The sequence below is a fragment of the Psychrobacter immobilis genome (genome assembly GCF_003148585.1).
GTDB lineage: Bacteria > Pseudomonadota > Gammaproteobacteria > Pseudomonadales > Moraxellaceae > Psychrobacter > Psychrobacter immobilis.
Genome location: NZ_QGGM01000001.1, coordinates 1 through 19,890, shown reverse-complemented (window position 1 = coordinate 19,890; position 19,890 = coordinate 1). Strand labels below are relative to the sequence as shown.

16 protein-coding genes are annotated in these 19,890 nt (G+C 41.9%); 3 read left to right on the top strand and 13 right to left on the bottom strand.

What is annotated here, in order from left to right:
• Positions 1-217: 217 nt before the first annotated feature.
• The 6 genes from rlmKL to queC all read right to left on the bottom strand — a co-directional run bounded on the left by rlmKL (position 218) and on the right by queC (position 7,697).
• Positions 218-2,521 carry a bifunctional 23S rRNA (guanine(2069)-N(7))-methyltransferase RlmK/23S rRNA (guanine(2445)-N(2))-methyltransferase RlmL gene (gene rlmKL, locus C8D84_RS00085; protein WP_109589143.1) on the bottom strand — a complete coding sequence of 768 codons (2,304 nt, stop codon included), beginning with the start codon at positions 2,519-2,521 and terminating at the stop codon, positions 218-220.
• A 228-nt stretch (positions 2,522-2,749) separates the two neighbouring features.
• Positions 2,750-3,937 carry a mechanosensitive ion channel family protein gene (locus C8D84_RS00080; protein ID WP_226950312.1) on the bottom strand — a complete coding sequence of 396 codons (1,188 nt, stop codon included), beginning with the start codon at positions 3,935-3,937 and terminating at the stop codon, positions 2,750-2,752.
• A 115-nt stretch (positions 3,938-4,052) separates the two neighbouring features.
• A complete protein-coding gene (locus tag C8D84_RS00075; protein ID WP_109589140.1) occupies positions 4,053-5,549 on the bottom strand; it encodes a dihydrolipoyl dehydrogenase in 1,497 nt (498 codons plus the stop codon).
• Positions 5,550-5,726: 177 nt separating this feature from the next.
• A complete protein-coding gene (locus C8D84_RS00070) occupies positions 5,727-6,224 on the bottom strand; it encodes a peroxiredoxin (protein ID WP_211181225.1) in 498 nt (165 codons plus the stop codon).
• Positions 6,225-6,414: 190 nt separating this feature from the next.
• Positions 6,415-6,744: a hypothetical protein gene (locus tag C8D84_RS00065; RefSeq protein WP_045445384.1), complete on the bottom strand. Its 330-nt coding sequence runs from the start codon at positions 6,742-6,744 to the stop codon at positions 6,415-6,417.
• A 236-nt stretch (positions 6,745-6,980) separates the two neighbouring features.
• Positions 6,981-7,697 (bottom strand): 7-cyano-7-deazaguanine synthase QueC, encoded by a 717-nt coding sequence (queC, locus tag C8D84_RS00060; RefSeq protein ID WP_170108251.1) that lies wholly within the window; start codon positions 7,695-7,697, stop codon positions 6,981-6,983.
• Positions 7,698-8,125: 428 nt separating this feature from the next.
• On the opposite strand from queC, the gene ttcA reads away from it, so the two are divergent.
• Positions 8,126-9,283: a tRNA 2-thiocytidine(32) synthetase TtcA gene (ttcA, locus tag C8D84_RS00055; RefSeq protein ID WP_109589136.1), complete on the top strand. Its 1,158-nt coding sequence runs from the start codon at positions 8,126-8,128 to the stop codon at positions 9,281-9,283.
• A 153-nt stretch (positions 9,284-9,436) separates the two neighbouring features.
• On the opposite strand, the gene C8D84_RS00050 is transcribed toward ttcA, so the two are convergent.
• The 6 genes from C8D84_RS00050 to ccoN all read right to left on the bottom strand — a co-directional run bounded on the left by C8D84_RS00050 (position 9,437) and on the right by ccoN (position 15,675).
• Positions 9,437-10,018, bottom strand: a complete 582-nt coding sequence (locus tag C8D84_RS00050) for a FixH family protein (RefSeq protein ID WP_087813718.1) — start codon at positions 10,016-10,018, stop codon at positions 9,437-9,439.
• A 335-nt stretch (positions 10,019-10,353) separates the two neighbouring features.
• Entirely contained in the window at positions 10,354-11,763 is a 1,410-nt protein-coding gene (gene ccoG, locus C8D84_RS00045; protein ID WP_109589135.1) for a cytochrome c oxidase accessory protein CcoG, read from the bottom strand.
• Positions 11,764-12,242: 479 nt separating this feature from the next.
• A complete protein-coding gene (ccoP, locus tag C8D84_RS00040; protein ID WP_109589133.1) occupies positions 12,243-13,367 on the bottom strand; it encodes a cytochrome-c oxidase, cbb3-type subunit III in 1,125 nt (374 codons plus the stop codon).
• Positions 13,364-13,546: a CcoQ/FixQ family Cbb3-type cytochrome c oxidase assembly chaperone gene (locus tag C8D84_RS00035; RefSeq protein WP_010199605.1), complete on the bottom strand. Its 183-nt coding sequence runs from the start codon at positions 13,544-13,546 to the stop codon at positions 13,364-13,366. The genes ccoP and C8D84_RS00035 overlap by 4 nt, the downstream gene beginning before the upstream one ends.
• Complete coding sequence (gene ccoO, locus C8D84_RS00030; RefSeq protein WP_045445396.1) at positions 13,546-14,184, bottom strand: cytochrome-c oxidase, cbb3-type subunit II; 639 nt, start codon at positions 14,182-14,184, stop codon at positions 13,546-13,548. Before ccoO ends, C8D84_RS00035 begins: the two co-directional genes overlap by 1 nt.
• A gap of 9 nt (positions 14,185-14,193) precedes the next feature.
• On the bottom strand, positions 14,194-15,675 hold the full coding sequence (gene ccoN, locus C8D84_RS00025) for a cytochrome-c oxidase, cbb3-type subunit I (protein ID WP_045445398.1): 1,482 nt from the start codon (positions 15,673-15,675) through the stop codon (positions 14,194-14,196).
• An 861-nt stretch (positions 15,676-16,536) separates the two neighbouring features.
• On the opposite strand from ccoN, the gene C8D84_RS00020 reads away from it, so the two are divergent.
• Positions 16,537-16,926, top strand: coding sequence for a hypothetical protein (locus C8D84_RS00020; RefSeq protein WP_045445401.1), 390 nt, complete (start codon positions 16,537-16,539; stop codon positions 16,924-16,926).
• 130 nt (positions 16,927-17,056) lie between these two features.
• On the opposite strand, the gene C8D84_RS00015 is transcribed toward C8D84_RS00020, so the two are convergent.
• Entirely contained in the window at positions 17,057-18,031 is a 975-nt protein-coding gene (locus tag C8D84_RS00015) for a hypothetical protein (protein WP_109589131.1), read from the bottom strand.
• Positions 18,032-18,484: 453 nt separating this feature from the next.
• Between C8D84_RS00015 and C8D84_RS00005 the strand changes: the two genes are divergently transcribed.
• Positions 18,485-19,720, top strand: coding sequence for a lipoprotein-releasing ABC transporter permease subunit (locus C8D84_RS00005; RefSeq protein WP_055123885.1), 1,236 nt, complete (start codon positions 18,485-18,487; stop codon positions 19,718-19,720).
• The last annotated feature ends 170 nt before the right edge of the window (positions 19,721-19,890 follow it).

Below are 19,890 nucleotides of genomic sequence, written 5' to 3'. Positions count from 1 at the left end.
AACAATCGCAATAGTGGGATTAAAGCGCTCGTAAATCTACGCTTCACGGTTGCTTAGCTATTACTTAGCTAGTATTTAATGACGCTCTATCATAACAACAAAAAATGACCCAATCAAAGCCGATTGGGTCATTGTTATGTGTACGACAAGACTGACTATAAAAGATGGCGTCTAAATGCGGTGGTCAACCTTTATATCCATCCATAAACCTAAATTATCATCCCTGACGATGACGAATCTCAAAACTTTGATGAATGGGCTTTTTAATATCAAAATCAAAACCAATGGTTTTTTGCGTGATATCAATAATTTCATAACGCTCAGTTAGTTGCTCATCGAGCTCAAAGCGGGTAAAGTTATTTGAAAAATACAAAATCCCGTCAGAGGTCAAGCGATTCATCGCGCGGTTGATAAGAGCAGAGTGGTCGCGCTGCACATCAAAGGTACCTTGGAACTTTTTCGAATTCGAAAAGGTCGGTGGATCGATAAAGATGATATCAAATTGTTCAGTATTGTCTTTAATCCATTCAAAGATATCAGCTGCGACGAATTGATATTTATTGCGGCTAACGTCCAGACCATTTAATACAAAGTTTTGCTTGCCCCAGTCTAGATAGTTCTGTGATAAGTCAACACTGGTGACTTTTTTCGCGCCAGCAAGCGCCGCATGCACACTTGCGGTACACGTATAAGCAAATAAGTTCAGTACGGATTTATTACGACTGTTGTCTTTGATACGGGCACGCATATTACGGTGATCAATGAACAAACCTGTGTCTAAATAATCCGTAAAGTTGACGTAAAAATAAGCACCATCTTCACGTGCAACATGAAATTTACCACGCTTTTCTGTGGTGTTCTGTTTGCTATATTGGTCATTACCAGACTGGCGTGCACGGGTCTTGATAAATATTTGTTCACGGTTAATACCAAAAACTTCACGAATACCCATTAATGCCAAGTTGAAGCGTTTTTTAGCCGTCTCAGGTGGAATGGTTTTTGGTGGTGCATATTCTTGCACGTGTACATAGTCGCCATATAAGTCGACGGCGACTTTGAAGTCGGGCAAGTCAGCATTGTAAACGCGCAAATTACTAACCTTGTCTTTTTTAGACAACTTCTTCAGCTTGGACAGGTTTTTTTGCAAGCGGTTGATAAAGTCTTGTCCTTCTTCCACTTCAATCTCACGTTTTTCGAAGCGACTAACGAGATTGCCCGTTTGTCCCGCAATCAACGTGCCATAGCGGAAATAAACGGTGATAGCACCATTATGACAGCGTAAGGTTTTTGGTTCTTTGATAGGTAAGATGTCAACTTGCTCAACATTAGATGCCAATATGCCAAGCATTGGATCGATGCCGCTACCAGCAAAGCTGTCTTGCAAAATAAGCCCAATCGCTTGATATAACGGCTTAATCATCTCTTCGTCACCCAAACGCTCACCATAAGGTGGGTTGGTGATGATTAGAGGATTGCTTAAGCGACCGTCATCGACTAGTGGCTTCAAAATAGTGCTCAGCTGGTCAAGCGCCCGCGTCTCAAGATCGAGTAGTGGTAGTAAATCTTGCAAACCTGCGGCAATCAGGTTTTTCTCTGTTGCTAAAATCGCGCCGCTATCGGCATCAAAGCCCAAAATCAGTGGTAATGTATCTGGTTGCTCATTAGCAATTGCTAAGGCTTCGCGGAAACGTGTCTGGGCATCATCGATCATCTGTTGCCATAAGGCATCGTCATGATGCTGCCATTGGTAAAAACCAAATTGATTGGCGGCTTTATCGATACCCACGGCATAATCGCAATGCATGAGTAGTGCTTCAATAATAAAGGTGCCAGACCCACACATTGGGTCAATTAGCGCATTATAAAAAGGTGCATTACCAGCTTCATTTTTCTTGTGCCAGCCTGCACTATAAAGTAGAGCCGCTGCCAAGTTTTCTTTGAGTGGCGCTTCAGTCATTGCCACACGATACCCACGGCGATGCAAACTGGTACCTGATAAATCCAAATACAGCTCAGCTTGCTTATCATTCACGGTTGCAAATATAGAAAAGTCTGGATTTTTACTATCGACGTTAGGACGGCTGTCATAAACTTCATTGAACGTATCTGCAATCGCATCTTTGATACGTAGCATCGCAAACTGTTGACTGACGGCGACACGCTTGTCGACCGACAGACGAATGGCAAAGGTTTGTTCTAAACTAAACTGCTCAATCCAATTGACCGATTTTGCCAAGCCATAAAGTTGCTCAGCCACATCGTATTCGGCATTGATGTTTTTGCGTTTAATGAGCATTAATACCCGCGAGGCGACACGTGACCACAAACAAATGCTATATAAGTCACGCAAAGTACCAGTAACTGCCAGACGACCTGTACTTTTAATTTCACTTGCAATACCAAAACTTGTCAGCTCAGTTTGGAGTGGTGCCTCAAGCCCATCGGCACAGGTGATAATAAGGTCAAGCGACAATTCTGGTGAAGCTGCTGTTAGAGGTGCGGGCGCGGTTGTTTCGGTCATACGGATACCTGTGGGCTAAATTGATAAGTAATGCACATCATAAAATAAGATGTTTAACCACCAATTTTACCATAATTCAGGGCAGGATGGTTTAAAGTGGTGGTGTTTATCAAAGAGAGATTCAGCAACGCTACCTTTCACAAAATTATGCTTATCATACTGAGGATGAAAACCTTACGCCTAAAAATTGTGGGATAAATTGTCCAAGGAATAAATAATATAATGAGCTTATTTATCCGCTTTGCTCAGTGGTGGTGTTTCTGATACGACCTGCGTTGTAGTCGCAAAGGGTTTAGTGGCAATAGGATAATCCACATCCTTTGGCATAAGCAGACGCATATGAGGATAAGGAGTAGAAATATTAGCGGCATCAAAGGCACGCTTGATATCTTCTTTTAGACCTTCTTTAATTTTGGGCATGCGCGCGACAGCGGCAGGCTTGACCCAAAAACGCACGATAAAGAACACTCCGTATTCACCAATTTCATCCACGGTGGCCGAGGTTTCAGGACGGCTGAGTACTACATCGGTATCAGTAAGCACCTGCAAAATTTCCTTGCGAGCAGTATCGACATCATCTTCAAAGGCGATACGCACACGAATATCGAAACGTATGAAGTTCTTGGAGGTTAAATTGGTCACCTCAGAGGAGGCCACGTTAGAGTTGGGAATAATGACGGTGATGTTGTCTCGCGTCAAAATATGGGTGGTACGTAACGCAATGAGTACGACGCGACCCTCGTTGTCATTGATATGAATCCAGTCGCCAACCTGAAAAGATTGTTCGAGTAAAATGGTAATACCTGCAATGAAATTAGCAAGCGTTGATTGGGCAGCAAAACCGACTGCCAAACCTACAATCCCTAAACCTGCGACCAATGAGACGATATCGAAACCAAATTGCGCCATGACGCTGGCAAGTCCGAGTACCAATAGCAGCACTGACAAGATGTTTTGAAGCAGCTGCTCTATAGAAGCATTGAGACCATAATGCTGTAACACCTTATGGATAATCTGTCCAGATGACGCCCAAAGTACATAATAAATCCCCGCCCATGTACTGGCTTTTGCAGTAGCTTTGATAGTCTCTGGTTCAAAGTAAATCTGGCTCATAATGGCAATCAAGCTGGCAACTATCCAGATATAACGCAAGACTGAACGGACAATCTTAGTACGGCGCTCATTCAGGCGGATTTTTGTCCTACTTTGCTTAAGGATATAAATGGCAAGCCAATAAAAAAATCCCAACACTGCCAGCAGTATTAGGATTTTGATGGCAGTACTAGCGAGCTCTACCGCTTGAGACGACCAATCAAGTGACTCTTCATCGACAGAGCCGCCAAGCGCAAGGTAGAGGCTAGTATGTAGGTCACGAACAATCTCTTTAAAAAAATCAGTAATACTAGCGATTGCCATTTTTTGGTCCATGCAGAGTTTTTAAAGTACCTCAAGTCGTCAGTGCTACCAAACACAACATGAGTGATGATTAATACGACACATCCTTGTTTTGAAAGTGTAGCTGAGCTGATGCTTAAAAGCTATCTTCCTGTGTGTCTTGGTACTGATAAGGTATTGCCATTTTGTGTTGAACATCGCGTAACGCGGTACGTAAGCCCTCTAATATCGTAGGATGATAAAAAGGCGTATCGAGCATGGCCTTAACACTCAAATCATTGGTAATCGCTGCCGCTAAAATGTGTCCGATATACTCGGCATCAGGACCCACCATACTAGCGCCTAAGATTCTATCAGTTTTTTTACAGCCATAGATATGTAGTAGACCACAGTTGACGCCCATCACGCGACTACGTCCTTGATTGTCGAAGCTGACGCTACCGATGACATATTCTAAGCTTGTATCCTGCTGAATGTCTGGTAGAGACATGCCGACGTTAACGATTTGCGGTGAGCAAAACACAATCGAGAAGGGCGTGGCGGGCGGGCGAATATGAGCGGCGTCTTCATTCTCGCAGACCATACTTCCAGCGCTATAGCCTTCATCGCTGGCCACATGCAATAGTGGGAGATTGGCGTTGGCATCACCAACGATATAGACATCTAAATCACCAATCTGACCTGTTTTTTTATTCAAGTGCTTTGGACGATCTTTGTCGTCAAGCTCAACGCCTAAATGCTCAACTCCCAGCGGTTTGATATTATTGCGGCGACCAGTCGCAACCAGTACATACTCACCTTGCCATTGTTGCAACTCTCCAGCACTGTCTTCATAATCAATGAACGCGGCTGAATGGTCATTATCCGTGGCTGTTTGCACGCCGACATCGCTGATTTTGCTACCCAAATGCATAGTCAATTCGCGGCTTAAGCAATCGATAGCTTTGTTATTGATATCATCGTCTTTGAGACCTGCAACACGTTTGACACGATTAAACAAAGTTACTTCTACGCCTAAGCGTTTAAAGGCTTGCGCTAGCTCTAATCCGATAGCACCTGTACCGACGACGGCCATTTTTTTTGGTAAATTTGTGAGCTCAAAGATCGTATCAGAGGTGAGCATGGCGTCACCAAGCTTATCTGCCCAGCCATCTGGGATAAATGGAGAGCTGCCCGTGGCGATGATGATTTTGTCAGCAGCAATCAGCGCATCATTGACTTCAATGAATCCTCGGTTATTGATATGAGCGCGTCCTGAGATTTTTGTGTGATCAGCCCAGCTATCTACTTGAGCTTTGATGTAGCTAGCAAAATGAGCACGCTCGTCCCGAACGCGCTGCATGACTTGCTTGCCATCTATCTTGACAGTGGCATGGACGCCAAATTCAGCAGAGTGATTGGCTTCATACGCGCGATCAGCGGCGGCAATCAATAGTTTGCTTGGCATACAGCCGACCGCAATACAAGTGGTCGTCCAGAATCCGTCATTAATAATAACAACATCGTCATGGGTTTTACTGGCTTGACGAAAAGCATTTTGCCCAGCAGTACCTGCACCGATAACGGCAACAGATACTTGGCGAGTAGCTTTGGATGCTGTGTTATCCGCTGCAGTATCGGATTGTTTATTCATATGATTCTCAAGTTATAAGATGTTTAGTATTCAGGGCTGTTTTTTAGATGGTTTTTTTAAGAGATTCCTCTAAAAAATTATTAAAAAACTACTTTTAGCCTCTGATACCCAGCGTTTATTGTAATGATTATTAGCGTCTATTTTAAAATGCTTTTTTATGACTCTTGGTTTTATTGGTTAAGGTGCTAAGGTTTCAAGCAAACGTTCAGTGTAGCCTTTGGCACGTAAATTTCGCTGAGCATGAGTGAGCGTGCCATCTTTGTTAAAAACGAACGCTGAGCGGACCAGCCCTAATGTTATTTTGCCGTACATATTTTTTTCTTTAATAACATCAAAGTATTGGCATAATTTTTCGTCAGTATCGCTGATAAGGGCAATGTTTAAATCATATTTGGTGATGAATTTCTCGTGAGATTCAACACTATCACGTGAGACGCCGATAATGTCATAGCCTAAATCATCAAACTCATGGAGGTGAGCAGTAAATTCGGTTGCTTGAGTGGTACAGCCTGGCGTACTGTCTTTTGGATAAAAGTACAGAATAAGCCCTTTATCAGTATTGGCAATCATCTCTTTGAGATTGATTTCATCATGGATAAAGTTGCCAGCAAGCTTTCGTACTATCGTCACTGGAAAGTCAGGTAAGGTTAGGTTTTCTGTGGTTGGTTTTGCCATTATAAAATCCTTATTCATTTTTGTTTATATCAGTACTTATGTCAGTGCTTATGTCGATTGGTAATCTATGCTGTGTTCTTATTATAAGCAGATTAGTAGCAATTCATAATCAGTTTTACACTTTGCGCCTGTATTGACAACAAAAAAGACTGGCAATAGCCAGTCTTTTGTATATCAAACGAGATGTGTATTACGCTGGTTTTTGTGGCTGTTTTAAATCTAAGCCAACAGTGCATTGCTGCAAATCTTTTTGCATTTTTTTGACGTAAGGCAGTCCAGACGGATCTTTTTTGTCTTGGGCATAGCTCTCAATTTCCCACATCTGACCGATAGTCATGTTGCTACGCACACCAATAGTGCAATTGCATAGTTTGGTCGCATCGCCTTTGTCAGCGACTTTATATTTGACCGCACCATTAACGCAGGTATTGATGTTATTTTGCTTAATATCGGCAGCGTTTGCTTGTGGCATCACAAAAATGGCAGCTAAAGCTAGGGGTAATAATGGCAACAACTTCATAAATATCCTCTTACGGGTAACATCAATTTTCTAAATTTTGTACTCAAAGTAAAGCAAAAGTACTCATAGTTCGTTGATTAATGTGGTTACTTATATCTTGTGATAAATGCAATCGCTCATACCATAACAAGTATGTGAGTTAAAATACAACGGCGGCGTGCTGTGTTAATGCAAGCGAATGTTTCGCTAATGTTGATTGCTATCACGCTTTCATGCAAGTGCAATCTCATAATTCATTAAGATTGATAATGGGTTGGGTCAGTGATGCCAGCCTGAGAAAATCCTTGACGGCGTAAGGCACAGCTATCACATACACCGCAAGCAAGACCTTGTGCATCGGCTTGGTAGCAAGATATGGTTTGCCCATAATCGACGCCCAATGACAATCCAAGCTCAATGGTTTTTGCTTTTGACAGTTGCTGTAATGGCGTTTGAATGGATAAGTGATGACCGGTAACGCCCGCTTTGGTGGCAAGATTGGCCATATGCTCGAAGGCGGCAATATACTCTGGACGACAGTCAGGGTAGCCTGAGTAATCGACTGAGCTGACGCCAATGACAATATGATTGGCATCGGTCACTTCAGCAACGGCTAGCGCATAAGACAAAAATATCGTATTACGTGCAGGCACGTAGGTGTTAGGAATAGCGTCGTTATCGATCTCATCACGCTTTTTATTAGGGAATTTATCCGTATCGCCATCAGGAACAATCATACTGTGATCTGTCAGCGAAGAGCCACCAAGCTGAGCGATATCAATATCAATGATTCTGTGATTGACCCCTGCAGTCTCAGAGATGGCTTTTGCCGCGACCAGTTCACTATTGTGGCGTTGACCATAATTAAAACTGACCGCAGTCACCGACGCATAACGTGCCTTGGCCCAATACAAACAAGTCACCGAATCAAGCCCGCCTGACAGTAGCACAACGGCATTTTGGCTTTTATGCAGAGCATTTAAGTCAGTATCGAAGGCTTGATTATTGGAGGCGCTTTGCGAAGTAACATTAGTCATAGTGGTATCTATTATTGGTTTGCGAAATGGGTTTGCGAAAAACGCCTATTTTAGCAAAAATACGCGCATTACAGAACCACGAAGCCATTATAAATACGATATGAAACCTTAATCAGCTCAAATGAGAAGTTTGTTTATAAAAGTGTGGAGCTATCAGCAGTGATGGTCGAATGTTCAGCATGCCCTGAGCTAAGCCATAAAAAAGACTGAATATTTAATCTGATAGTTTAATCTCATCTTTTCAATCTGTTAGCAAATTTTGTTATAATCGCTGCTTTTAGAGCCACTGTACTATTACCTCCTTGCTAAAGGCTTTATTCTTCCATTTTTTAGCAAAATTCCCTTGTAAAGATATTGAGTAACTTATGACCGCAGCAACCTTGTTTACGCCACAAATTACGCCTGAAATCGATGATATGTCAGCTGATACAGGTTTGGATAATCATGCTTGGGACACTGATGGTGATAGCATGGAATATGAGGATGTTGCTGACGATCATACAAATGAAGACAGTATCGCCGCTGCACCGTCAACGTCTACTGAATCAGCAGAGTTCCGTAAGCTGCAAAAGAAGCTACGTAGACAAGTCTCTTGGGCGATTCGTGATTTTAATATGATCGAAGACGGCGATGTGGTCATGGTCTGTGTTTCAGGTGGTAAAGACAGCTATACCTTGCTGGATATTTTACTATTACTCAAGCGTATCGCCCCGATTAACTTTGATATCGTCGCGGTCAATCTCGATCAAAAGCAACCTGGGTATCCTGAGGATATTTTGCCAGCGTATTTGAACGAGCAGGGCATTGCTCACTATATTTTAGAAAAAGACACTTATAGTATCGTTAAGAGCGTGGTGCCAGAAGGCAAAACTTATTGCTCGGCGTGTTCACGTCTGCGCCGCGGCTCGTTATACGGTTTTGCTAAGCAGATTGGCGCAACCAAAATTGCGCTGGGTCATCATCGCGATGATATGTTGGCGACTTTCTTTTTGAATTTATTTCATGGCGGCACTCTTAAATCGATGCCACCGAAATTGCTCAGTGACGACAAGCAAAACCTACTTATTCGTCCACTGGCTTATGTCGAAGAAAAAGACATCATCGAATATGCTCGCTTAAAAGCATTTCCAATTATTCCATGCAACTTATGTGGCAGCCAAACCAACTTACAAAGAGCCATTATCAACGATATGTTGCGGGAATGGGATAATGCTCATCCGCAGCGTTTGGCCTCTATTTTTAAAGCCATGCAAAACGTCGCACCGTCGCAACTAGCCGACCGTGAGCTATTCGATTTTGAGCAGTTAAGTCTTGATCGTGATGATAATGAGCGTTTGTTTGAAGGGGATAACATCCAAGCTGGGCAGACCGAGAGCTTGGCTGAAATTGGCTTACCTGTATCGCCAAAAACTCAAGCGTTCAATCCGAAGTTTGATCGTAAGCTGCTTTCGACAGAGTCTGATAATTCAGCAGAAAACAAGCATATGAATCAGAAGATTCCAACAATAAATCCTGTTATTTAACGATTCGCTTATTCGATAATATTAAGTGACATTTATAAAAAATAGCATAAACCGTTAGTGTAAAAAACCAGCTCATTATTGATTAATAGCTGGTTTTTTTATGTGTTAATAAATCAATTATTAATCATGCTTATAATAGCAAGATTGGTGAAATCAACTTTCTGCAAAAACAGGTAATGGGTCAAAGCTAACTTTTGAACGTGGTAATTTCGCCACATCTTGCATACGCCAGTCATCTTTACCATCACTACTTACTTGTAGATAATATTTTGCTTTTAGAGGATCTATATCTACCTGCGCACTGTATTTATTGCCCTCGACATGTTGAAGTACGACATCGTGATCTTTTTTGATATCGGTTGCATGCGAGATAGACAGATCTAGTTTTTCAGGATAAGCCAGAGGATTGCCATTCAGCAGTTTACCTGATTGCAGACTCTGTTCAGGATAATTTAGATAGAATACAACATCACCATTATCTGCAAACTGCATTTCGCCGTGCAAATCTAAGTCATAAGTCAATTTGTCACGTGACACATCATGATAAAGCGTCTTACCATCCATATACCAGTCGTCACGTACCACGCTATCCCGAATTTGATAAGAGTAATAAACAAAAAAGATACAGGCCACTACGACAAATGCTGGCATGCCAATAACAAAAATAACCACCATGTAATTCTTGTACCATGGCTGAGTATCTTGATGCTTAAAATTTGATGCTGGAGTAGACATAAAATACCTATTAATCAGATATCTGTTTATCAGATATCTATAAACTGTATCAATGGATAAGCTGACAACGAAACAGCTGCCAGTTTAATGATAAATCGTCCACCTGCTAGCCACTGACTCACAGGTGAAATATAGAATTATATACTAGGGCGTGTCTTCAATCTGAAAGAAAGCACCTAAATGGATTAAAAATGGTTAAATTTTGCCAAACAGCTGGTTAATATGCCGATACTATCTATACTATTTTCCCAGTTTGGCTGCCATTTATCGCATTTTTATTACCACTTTTAAAATGAGGACGCGCCCTCGCTAAGCTATTAATTGCTTATAAAAATCTACTGCCCTTGAGTAGTAAATACGTTTTGTTTACTGACTTTATACTGACCATCTTCACTGGTCACATTTAGGGTCACTGATGTTTGTTCAAAATCGATAACCTTAGGATCGCCATAAATACTCACAGGCATATCAAAGCTTTCACCTGCTTCTAATGGTACATCATTGAATCGCAGCTCCAAGCTCAAACCTTCTTGTGGAGCAAGGGTTATCGTATAGGTATGCGGCTCTTGTGTCTTATTGGTCAGCTTGACGATATAGCTGTTTTCAATCATGCCTTGATTATTCACTGAAGACAACTGATTACGGTCACGGCGAATATCAATCTCTAACGGTACACGGTCCGTCAATGCATAAATAACGCCACCACATAAAATAGTAATAACGGCTAAATAAGCAAATAGACGTGGACTGATGACGCGGGTATTTTCTTTTTCTGACAACTGTCGTTCTGTTGTATAGCGGATAAGCCCACGCGGATAGCCGACTTTATCCATAATTTCATTACAAGCGTCAATACAAGCCGCGCACTGTATGCAAGCAACTTGCAAGCCATCTCGAATATCAATGCCAGTCGGACATACCTGCACGCACATGGTGCATTCAATACAGTCGCCTAAATGTTCAGGATGGGTGCCTTTTTTGCGTGCCCCGCGAGGCTCACCGCGCTCATAATCGTAAGATACGACCAAGGTATCTTTATCAAACATGACACTTTGAAAACGACCGTATGGGCAGATTTGGATACACATCTGCTCACGCATATAACCTGCATTGACGTAGGTAGCAAAGGTGAAAATAAACATCGACACCCATACCCATGTTGGCCAATCAGGAATAGGAACAAAACCAATGGTTTGCCAGCTTTGATATAAATAATCTGTGCCAGCGACGTAACTGACAAAGGTTGCCGCGGTAATCACTGAAAATATCAACCAAATAAAATATACCAAAGAACGTTTAAAGGCTTTTTTTGCGCTCATCGGTTCTTTGTCAAACTTGATACGCTTGTTGCGATCGCCAATCACCCATTTTTCAACATATTGATAAAGATGTGTCCAGATCGTCTGAGGGCAGGCATAGCCACACCAAACACGCCCCGCATACACAGTCACCATGAATAAAGTGAATGCGGCAATAATCGCAAAGGCGGCAATGAAGTAAAAATCTTGGGTCAAAAAAGTCATGCCAAAAATATAGTAATGCTGCGAGGGAACATCAAGCCATATTGCTTGCCTACCATTATAACGTAACCATGGCAACAGCAGAAAAGCGGCTAAAAGCGCATACATCGTGACGACACGAATGTTTTGATAAAAACCGGTGACAAACCTAGGGTGAACTCGATGCTTGGTCGCATCAAGGTCAATTTGCTGTACAGGGATTTTATTGGGTTGTGGTGCTGACATAAACGTGCCTCTTTTAAAAAAGAATCAGTTTGCTGGCATGATGAACAAACATCTTTAATCATCAGATGTATGAGTGTGTGATGTTATCAATGTCAGTAAGTAGCGGATAAAATATTGAACAGAAAAATATTTTAACCAATCTACCAAATGATCGATTGCAAATAGCTTAATGAGAATGGGTGACTATCTTCTAAATTCGCCACTAATAAGTGGTTTTTAGGTATTATCATTTTAGCATTCTCCCTATTATAAATGGGGTAATAATCTTAAAAACCAATCAATATATCAGCATAATGATCGATATATTGGTCGTGCTCTATGCAGTATTAAACTGCATTTCATTTACCACTCAAATTTTGACAATGCGGTAGCAACCAATAAACTCTCATCAAAGAATTTATAAAAAAAGGAGAACTGCAATAACAGTTCTCCCTTTATCAAATCTTATCCACTGATGCTATAACAACCATCTTTAAATATTAGTTAGCCGTCGTTTCTACTTGAGTAGCGGTTGGTGCTTTAGCAGCAGATTGAGGGGTTTTGTCTGATAATGAGTAAACATAAGCTGCAAGCAGCATAATACGCTCATTACCCAGTTTGGTTTCCCACTCAGGCATCACACCAGCACGACCATAACGTAAGGTTTCGCGGATGGTCTCACGATCACCACCATATAACCAAATGTTATCTGTCAAGTTTGGCGCGCCAGTAGAAGTCATACCTTTGGCATCTGCACCATGACAAAGTACACAGTTAGTCGGCTCATTGAAGATTGCCTCACCTTGAGCGACTTGAGCTTTATCAAGCTCGTAACCAGGTTGGTTGCCAGATATTGATAGCACGTATTCAGATACCGCACGTACCCCATCTTCACCGATTTGATCACGCCATGCAGCCATACCACCAACTCGACCTTTATGTAGCGTGGTCAAAATGTTTGACGCTTCTCCGCCATATAACCAGTCATTGTCAGTTAGATTTGGATAGCCTACCGCACCTTTGGCGTTAGAGCCATGACAGACCGCACAGTTCTGTAAGAACAAACGACTACCAACTTTTAAAGCATTCGGGTTTTCTGAAAGCTTTTCTACATAAGGTGATAGTTCTGCAGTTTTCTCATCAATTTGAGCTTGCAGATCTGATGGTGGTGTTTCACTGCGGCGCATCGTTGCTTGTAACTCAGCAAGTGCCGCTAAGGTCTCTGTCGCACCACTAGCATCCGCTTTTGCTAAAATATTTTTCTCAAAGTTATCCGTAAATACTTTGTTATTACTCTCAAGCTCGCTATATAGCTCGTTCTTAGAGGTCCACGGTACCGTTTCGCCATCGACTTCTACAGTGGCAATACCTTCCCATTTTGATGGGAAAATACCTGGGAAAAATACCCAATAGGCAACACCCCAAGCGATAGAGCCAAAAAATATTACGAGCCACCATTTAGGTAATGGCTTGTCGTACTCTTTGATACCATCATAAGCGTGGCCTGTTGTACCGTCATCTTCTAGTTCTGGCTTGTACTTCAATACCATTAGTAAGACACCGAGGATAGCAGCCCAACACATGATACTTAGTATGGTAATCCAAGAACTCCAAAAAAATGTCATCGTTTATCCTTATTGCGCTGCTCTTCAGACAGAGATTTTATATCCTCGTCATCAAGCGCAAGTTGTGCATCTTCTTCGAAGCGTTTTTTGTTTTTTGGCGAATACGCCCACCATGCAACACCTACGAAGGCAACAAAGGCAGAAACGGTCGCAATTGTTTGTAATTCACCAATACCCATTAGCGCTGTCCTTCCATCGCGGTGCCCAGTTGCTGTAGATAAGCAACCAAAGCATCAAGTTCAGTGGCACCAAGTACAGCATCTGGTGCTCCTTCGATATCCTCTTCAGTGTAAGGTACACCAAAGCGATCACGGAATAGACGCATTTTAGTTTGAACGTTTTCACCATTCACTTCGTTGGTAGCAAGCCACGGGAAACCAGGCATTACTGATTCAGGTACTAGTGAACGTGGCGCAATTAAATGCTGCTTTTGCCAGTCTTCAGAATAACGACCGCCAACACGTGCCAGATCAGGTCCAGTACGTTTTGAACCCCATAAGAATGGGTGATCCCACGTAGATTCAGCAGCACGTGAGTAAGGTCCATAACGTTCAACTTCAGCACGTAGTGGACGAATCATCTGAGTATGACAAACGTGACAACCTTCACGAATATAGATGTCACGACCCTCAAATTCTAGTGCAGTCCATGGCTCCATAGAGGGCAGGGGAGCATTCACCCCACCTTCTTCAGGACCCTTGTTGTCATATATCAATGGTACGATTTCAACTAGCGTTGCAAAGCTAATAGCAATAACGATACCGATAACCAACAAGCCTGTATTTTTTTCAATAATTTCATGCGGTGTACCAGACATGATCGCTCCTTATACGTTAGCTGCTGAAGGTTTATCAACACTAGGTTCATGATCAGTAGGATCTGCGATATCGACAGGCTTACCTTCTGGCATTTTAAGTGTTTTATAAACGTTATATGCCATCACAAACATACCCGATACATACAATAGGCCACCAAAAGCACGACCAATATATGGGAAATGTGAGAACTCAACTGTATCAACGAAGCTATATACCAATGTACCGTCTGGATTAGTAGCCAGCCACATCATGCCTTGGCCAATACCTGAAATCCACATAGATACGATATAGAAAATAGTACCCGCTGTCGCCAACCAAAAATGCGTGGTGATTAAGCTGATAGAATACATTTTTGGTTTGTTATAGATACGTGGTAACAGTACATATAGCGAACCAATGGTTATCATACCTACCCAACCAAGTGCACCTGAGTGTACGTGACCGACTGTCCAATCCGTGTTATGCGATAACGCATTCACTGTCTTAATCGACATCATTGGGCCTTCAAAGGTCGACATCGCATAGAACGACAATGCCACAATCATAAAGCGAATGATCGGATCGGTACGTAATTTATCCCAGCTGCCCGATAGTGTTAGCACGCCGTTAATCATACCACCCCAAGATGGCGCAAATAGGATGATTGAGAATACCATTGCTAGAGACTGCGTCCAATCTGGAAGCGCTGAATAATGCAAATGGTGACCACCAGCCCACATATATGACGCAATAAGTGCCCAAAAGTGAACGATAGACAAACGGTAAGAATAAATAGGACGACCAATCTGTACTGGAACGAAGTAATACATCATTCCTAAGAAAGCTGCCGTTAGATAAAAACCTACCGCGTTATGTCCGTACCACCACTGCACCATCGCATCAGTCGCACCACCAAATAACGAGTAAGACTTAAATGCGCTAACAGGAATCGCCATGCTGTTTACGATATGCAGTAATGCAATCGTAATAATAAAGGCTGCAAAGAACCAGTTAGCCACATAAATATGTGAGGTTTTACGTTTGATGAGCGTACCGAAGAAAACAATGGCATAAGAGATCCATACCAAGGCAATCAAAATATCGATTGGCCACTCAAGCTCAGCGTATTCCTTGGTCGATGTTAAACCTAAAGGTAGGGTAATAACCGCTGATACGATAACGGCTTGCCAACCCCAAAAGGTAAACCAAGCTAAATAAGGAGCAAATAACCTTGTTTTACAGGTACGCTGAACAATATAGTAAGACGTTGCGAACAGGGCAGAGCCACCGAACGCAAAAATGACCGCATTGGTATGTAGCGGTCTTAAACGACTAAATGTCAGCCATGGAATGTCAAAGTTAAGTGATGGCCATGCTAACTGTGAAGCAATGAACACACCAATACTCATGCCGACGATGCCCCATACCACGGCCATTATCGTAAAGAATCTTACGATAGTAATTTCGTACTCACGGTCAACTGGGGCGACTGCTGTGTTTTGTAAACTCATTGGATGATTCCTTTACAGCCCGAATTATCAACAGAATTAACTAACTCTCCGCGCTATCTGCATCATAAAAGTAATAGTCAGATAAAAATAGAATCGCGGCACATGCTGTTTTTTTTCTCGCTTATCACCATAATATTATTAACTATCAATCTAAGCTTTCGCTTTATATCAGCTGGTATTGAGGCATAAAAGCGTTTTAAACGCACGACACTCACAGCTGGTCGATAGTAGGATTGTTAATAAATCATTAAGGTGAATAAGAAGATGCGCCGTTTTTGAGCATCAAACATCTAAAGAGGTGAAGTATTTATCTTAATTATTACCAAAAATTCTGTACTAATGAAGATAGATACCAATATCCATAGGGCCATAAAAATGTACTGACCATAGACGTATGCTAGCGGCGGCTGACAAAAAAACATGTTTGCGTAATGTTTAGTTAAAACTCCCGACTCTGTTTAAGGGTATTGTAACGCAATCCTAATCAAATATCATCAGAACTATGCGGCAAAATACAAACTCTTTGGTAAAAATCTTAGCAAGCAACTTATTATAGCTGTGCAATTTGTCTATTTTATACCCAATTTTATCACGATTCTAGAAATACATTTTGGTGATAGAGGGACAGTAATTACTACGCTTAGATATCATGACCAGCAGCATTTTTGTAACAATGGCCGCATGAGCACTCTAAATAAGTTTTACTTATCATCAAGTCGACCTCTATAATGAGACTAAATATAAGTGATGATAGCAGTTTTTGTACTGCTATTATGAGCAACTATTTTATCACTTGATATCCAGTCAGGCGAGTGAGCCAAACAACGGTAGCCTGAAATAACACCAATTAAGGACAATAATATGGCAGTTTTTTTGACAGATGAGTGGTTTGAGCAAGTTGAGAAAATGGGTAATGAGGCAGGCGAGCTAAATTTGCCGCCAGCACTGGCGAATATGATCGTCAATCTAAAAGTATCTGACACTGAGCAAGACATCGAAGCGAACTTTGCAAACGGTTTATTGCATCGCGGCTTGAACGACGCCGCGACAACTACCTTGTTGCTTGACCGCAGTATCTTGCAATCAATCATCACTGATTTCGATACCAATGAAATTATGGGTGCCTTTATGGGTGGTAAAATTCGCGTTGAAGGCGATATGTCACAACTGATGGCAGTACAAACGGCACGCCCAAGTGCTGAACAAAAAGAGCTATATACTCGTATTAAATCAATGACGACCATGGCTTAATTTTATATTTTCAGGGTTTTATCCTGACGATTGTAAGAAGACAAAAAGCCCCTAATGCTTATTAGGGGCTTTTTATTTGATGATACATTTAATGGTCATTCTTAAAAGTAGTGGATGACTCGTAAAGTAGTTAACTGGCTTTTGATTGCTGCGCTGCACTTTGCTGGTTTTCTTTATAGATGGCAGCTTGTAGCCAGACGTTCGCTTGTACGTAGTCATGCACTTTAATAGAAGCCGTCTCTGGCGTGTTGAGCGCGCCGATACGAATCACGAAAGGATCGGCATCTTGTTCGCGTAGTATCACGACATCAAACAGAATAATAGATTTATCATTAAATGTTGTTTCTTGCTTGCCGAGCACCTGACCTTGGCACCATGCTTCATCTTCTTGTCCCAAAGTATCACCGAATAGATAGGCACACATGTGACCTAAGTTGATCTCAACTGGCGCCATTTGCGCTTTGGTCTCTGGTTTCCATTCTTTGATTTGCTCTTGCAGATCATCGGGTATTTTTCCATCATTAGCGGCAACGATGTCGTTAAATGCACGGTGGTAGCGGATCGCTTCTTGATCTTCAACCATGATGACTTCGTTTTGCTCACTTAGCTTAATCTCATGTGCCCAAGCGCTAAAGTTCACAAAGTAAGATGTGTCTCGCTGATATAAATGGCGATTGGTGGTGTAGAGCTGGTCAAAGGCGTAAATAATACTGCCATCAGCGGTACGCAAGCGTAATACAGCATCGTGTGAATTGTCATTGGCAATGATGCGCTCAATCTTACAATTGAGTCCATACGGGCTATCGACACAAGGATAAGCATTGATAAAGCATTCAGGCTTACCATTTTTCATGGCCAATACTTGATTGATATGACAAGGCTGGTTTTCAGACAGCAATAGGCAGCTGTCTTGAGCGCTGACATTGCTATTAAGACCTTTAGGCATGGCTGCCTTTTCGATCATTTTTTGTAGCCATTCTGGCACGTCATGACTCATGTCATCGGTCAGAATACTCCAATGATCGGCGTGACCTGCAGATTGTTCATCAGTCATGGTGATCTTGGTGGGAGATTGGACGTTTTTATATTGATAATTAATGGTCATGAAGATACTCAAAATTAGTCAGCGTGAGGTTTGGACCTGAAACGGCTATTGCTGGCTATCATAAGGCTCTATTTAACACGATAGATTTATGATAGTTGGCAACGTTGTCATCAGTAAAGGGTCAACAAACCACAATGAATGGTTAATGACAATTGTCCTTAGCATACAATATATAGGTATTGACGCAAGTAATAGCAAGCCCCTCATAAAAAATAGTAACAAAAGCCAGTTTTTTATTAAAAAATACGCCCAGTTTTTGCTAATGACTGGCACATATCAGCCAAATTGTGTCAAACTAGCTCCCTTTTGACGGCTGTCTTTGGCTCGTCTGAAACCCTGTTTTTGTGTTCGATTTATATGTGACTATGGCAAGTACAGGTGTGAGATGCATTTGCTGTTGCTCGTTTTATAGTATATATAAAGTCGCACGTAGATAAGATAAAGAGTTTGAATATGTTTCGTCCTTTAGCGTTGTTTATCGGCTTACGATACACCCGAGCAGAGCGTAGTAATGGTTTTATCTCCTTTATCTCGCTTATCTCGATGATTGGTTTGACTCTTGGGGTTGCCGTATTGATCACGGTGCTATCAGTCATGAATGGTTTTGATCGGGAGTTAAAAACCCGTATTTTGGGTATGGTCCCGCAAGCAACGGTCGTTTCCACCGAGATTATTAGTGATTGGAAGCAATTGGCTGATAAAATTAAAGAAGATCCTGAAGTGGCAGCTGTAGCGCCTTTTATTCAACTGCAAGGGATGTTGACGTCAAACGGTCAGGTTGCAGGGATTATGGTCACTGGTGTCGATCCTGAATACGAAAAAGATGTCTCTATTATCAATGAACATATGGTTCAAGGCAGTATTGATACTTTACAAAGTGGTGAGTTCAATATTGTGCTGGGTGAAGAGATGGTACAGTCTCTAGGGCTGCAACTGGGTGATAAAGTGACGCTAGTGCTGCCAGAGGCATCGCCTTCACCAGCTGGCGTGATACCACGATTCAAGCGCTTTACCTTGACAGGTATTTTTACCATCAGTCCAGAAGTGGATAGCCTCATGGCATTTATCCCGATGGGTGATGCGGCAAAACTGTTGCGTCTGCCAGATGGCGCGCAGGGTGTGCGTATGAAGCTCAATGACATCTTTACCGCTCCGATGGCAGCAGAAAAAGCCGCCGCTATTGCCCCTCAGCAGTTGTATCCTAATGATTGGACACAAACGCATGGCAACCTATTTGGTGCGATTCAAATGGAAAAAGCCATGGTCGGCTTACTGCTCTTTTTGATTATCCTAGTGGCTGCTTTTAATATTGTCTCCAGTCTAGTGATGCTCGTTACCGACAAAAAAGCGGATATTGCGATTCTAAAAACTTTTGGTGCATCTCCTCGTTTGATTACCCAAGTGTTTATGGTGCAAGGTGTGGTCATCGGTGTGATTGGTACGATTGCTGGTACGATACTGGGCGTGATATTTGCGCTTACAGTGAGTGATATTTTAGGCTTTATTAACCAAGTCTTTAATTTGAACTTGTTTGATGCGTATTTTGTTAATTATTTGCCATCAGAGTTGCGTGTACTAGATGTGGTATTGATTACAGGTGCGTCTTTCGTACTGAGCTTTTTGGCAACCATTTATCCAGCACGCCGAGCGGCTAAGATTCAGCCAGCACAGACGTTGCGTTATGAATAAATGATTTTATATGCCGCTTACGTTTTTATATACAGTTTGAGTTATTACCAATGCTTGTTAGGTAAAATTAATTTTGGGGCTGTCCTAGATAAGTAAAATAATCTAGGATAGTCATATGAGAAAGAGCAGATTAAGTTGGTACAAACAAACCAGACTCATTGAACTATTTA

What these genes read in the sequence shown, in the direction of transcription:
- rlmKL (WP_109589143.1), bottom strand. Translation starts at nt 2,521, where the DNA reads ATGACCGAAACAACCGCGCCCGCACCTCTAACAGCAGCTTCACCAGAA.
- C8D84_RS00080 (WP_226950312.1), bottom strand. Translation starts at nt 3,937, where the DNA reads ATGGCAATCGCTAGTATTACTGATTTTTTTAAAGAGATTGTTCGTGAC.
- C8D84_RS00075 (WP_109589140.1), bottom strand. Translation starts at nt 5,549, where the DNA reads ATGAATAAACAATCCGATACTGCAGCGGATAACACAGCATCCAAAGCT.
- C8D84_RS00070 (WP_211181225.1), bottom strand. Translation starts at nt 6,224, where the DNA reads ATGGCAAAACCAACCACAGAAAACCTAACCTTACCTGACTTTCCAGTG.
- C8D84_RS00065 (WP_045445384.1), bottom strand. Translation starts at nt 6,744, where the DNA reads ATGAAGTTGTTGCCATTATTACCCCTAGCTTTAGCTGCCATTTTTGTG.
- ttcA (WP_109589136.1), top strand. Translation starts at nt 8,126, where the DNA reads ATGACCGCAGCAACCTTGTTTACGCCACAAATTACGCCTGAAATCGAT.
- C8D84_RS00050 (WP_087813718.1), bottom strand. Translation starts at nt 10,018, where the DNA reads ATGTCTACTCCAGCATCAAATTTTAAGCATCAAGATACTCAGCCATGG.
- ccoG (WP_109589135.1), bottom strand. Translation starts at nt 11,763, where the DNA reads ATGTCAGCACCACAACCCAATAAAATCCCTGTACAGCAAATTGACCTT.
- ccoP (WP_109589133.1), bottom strand. Translation starts at nt 13,367, where the DNA reads ATGACATTTTTTTGGAGTTCTTGGATTACCATACTAAGTATCATGTGT.
- C8D84_RS00035 (WP_010199605.1), bottom strand. Translation starts at nt 13,546, where the DNA reads ATGGGTATTGGTGAATTACAAACAATTGCGACCGTTTCTGCCTTTGTT.
- ccoO (WP_045445396.1), bottom strand. Translation starts at nt 14,184, where the DNA reads ATGTCTGGTACACCGCATGAAATTATTGAAAAAAATACAGGCTTGTTG.
- ccoN (WP_045445398.1), bottom strand. Translation starts at nt 15,675, where the DNA reads ATGAGTTTACAAAACACAGCAGTCGCCCCAGTTGACCGTGAGTACGAA.
- C8D84_RS00020 (WP_045445401.1), top strand. Translation starts at nt 16,537, where the DNA reads ATGGCAGTTTTTTTGACAGATGAGTGGTTTGAGCAAGTTGAGAAAATG.
- C8D84_RS00015 (WP_109589131.1), bottom strand. Translation starts at nt 18,031, where the DNA reads ATGACCATTAATTATCAATATAAAAACGTCCAATCTCCCACCAAGATC.
- C8D84_RS00005 (WP_055123885.1), top strand. Translation starts at nt 18,485, where the DNA reads ATGTTTCGTCCTTTAGCGTTGTTTATCGGCTTACGATACACCCGAGCA.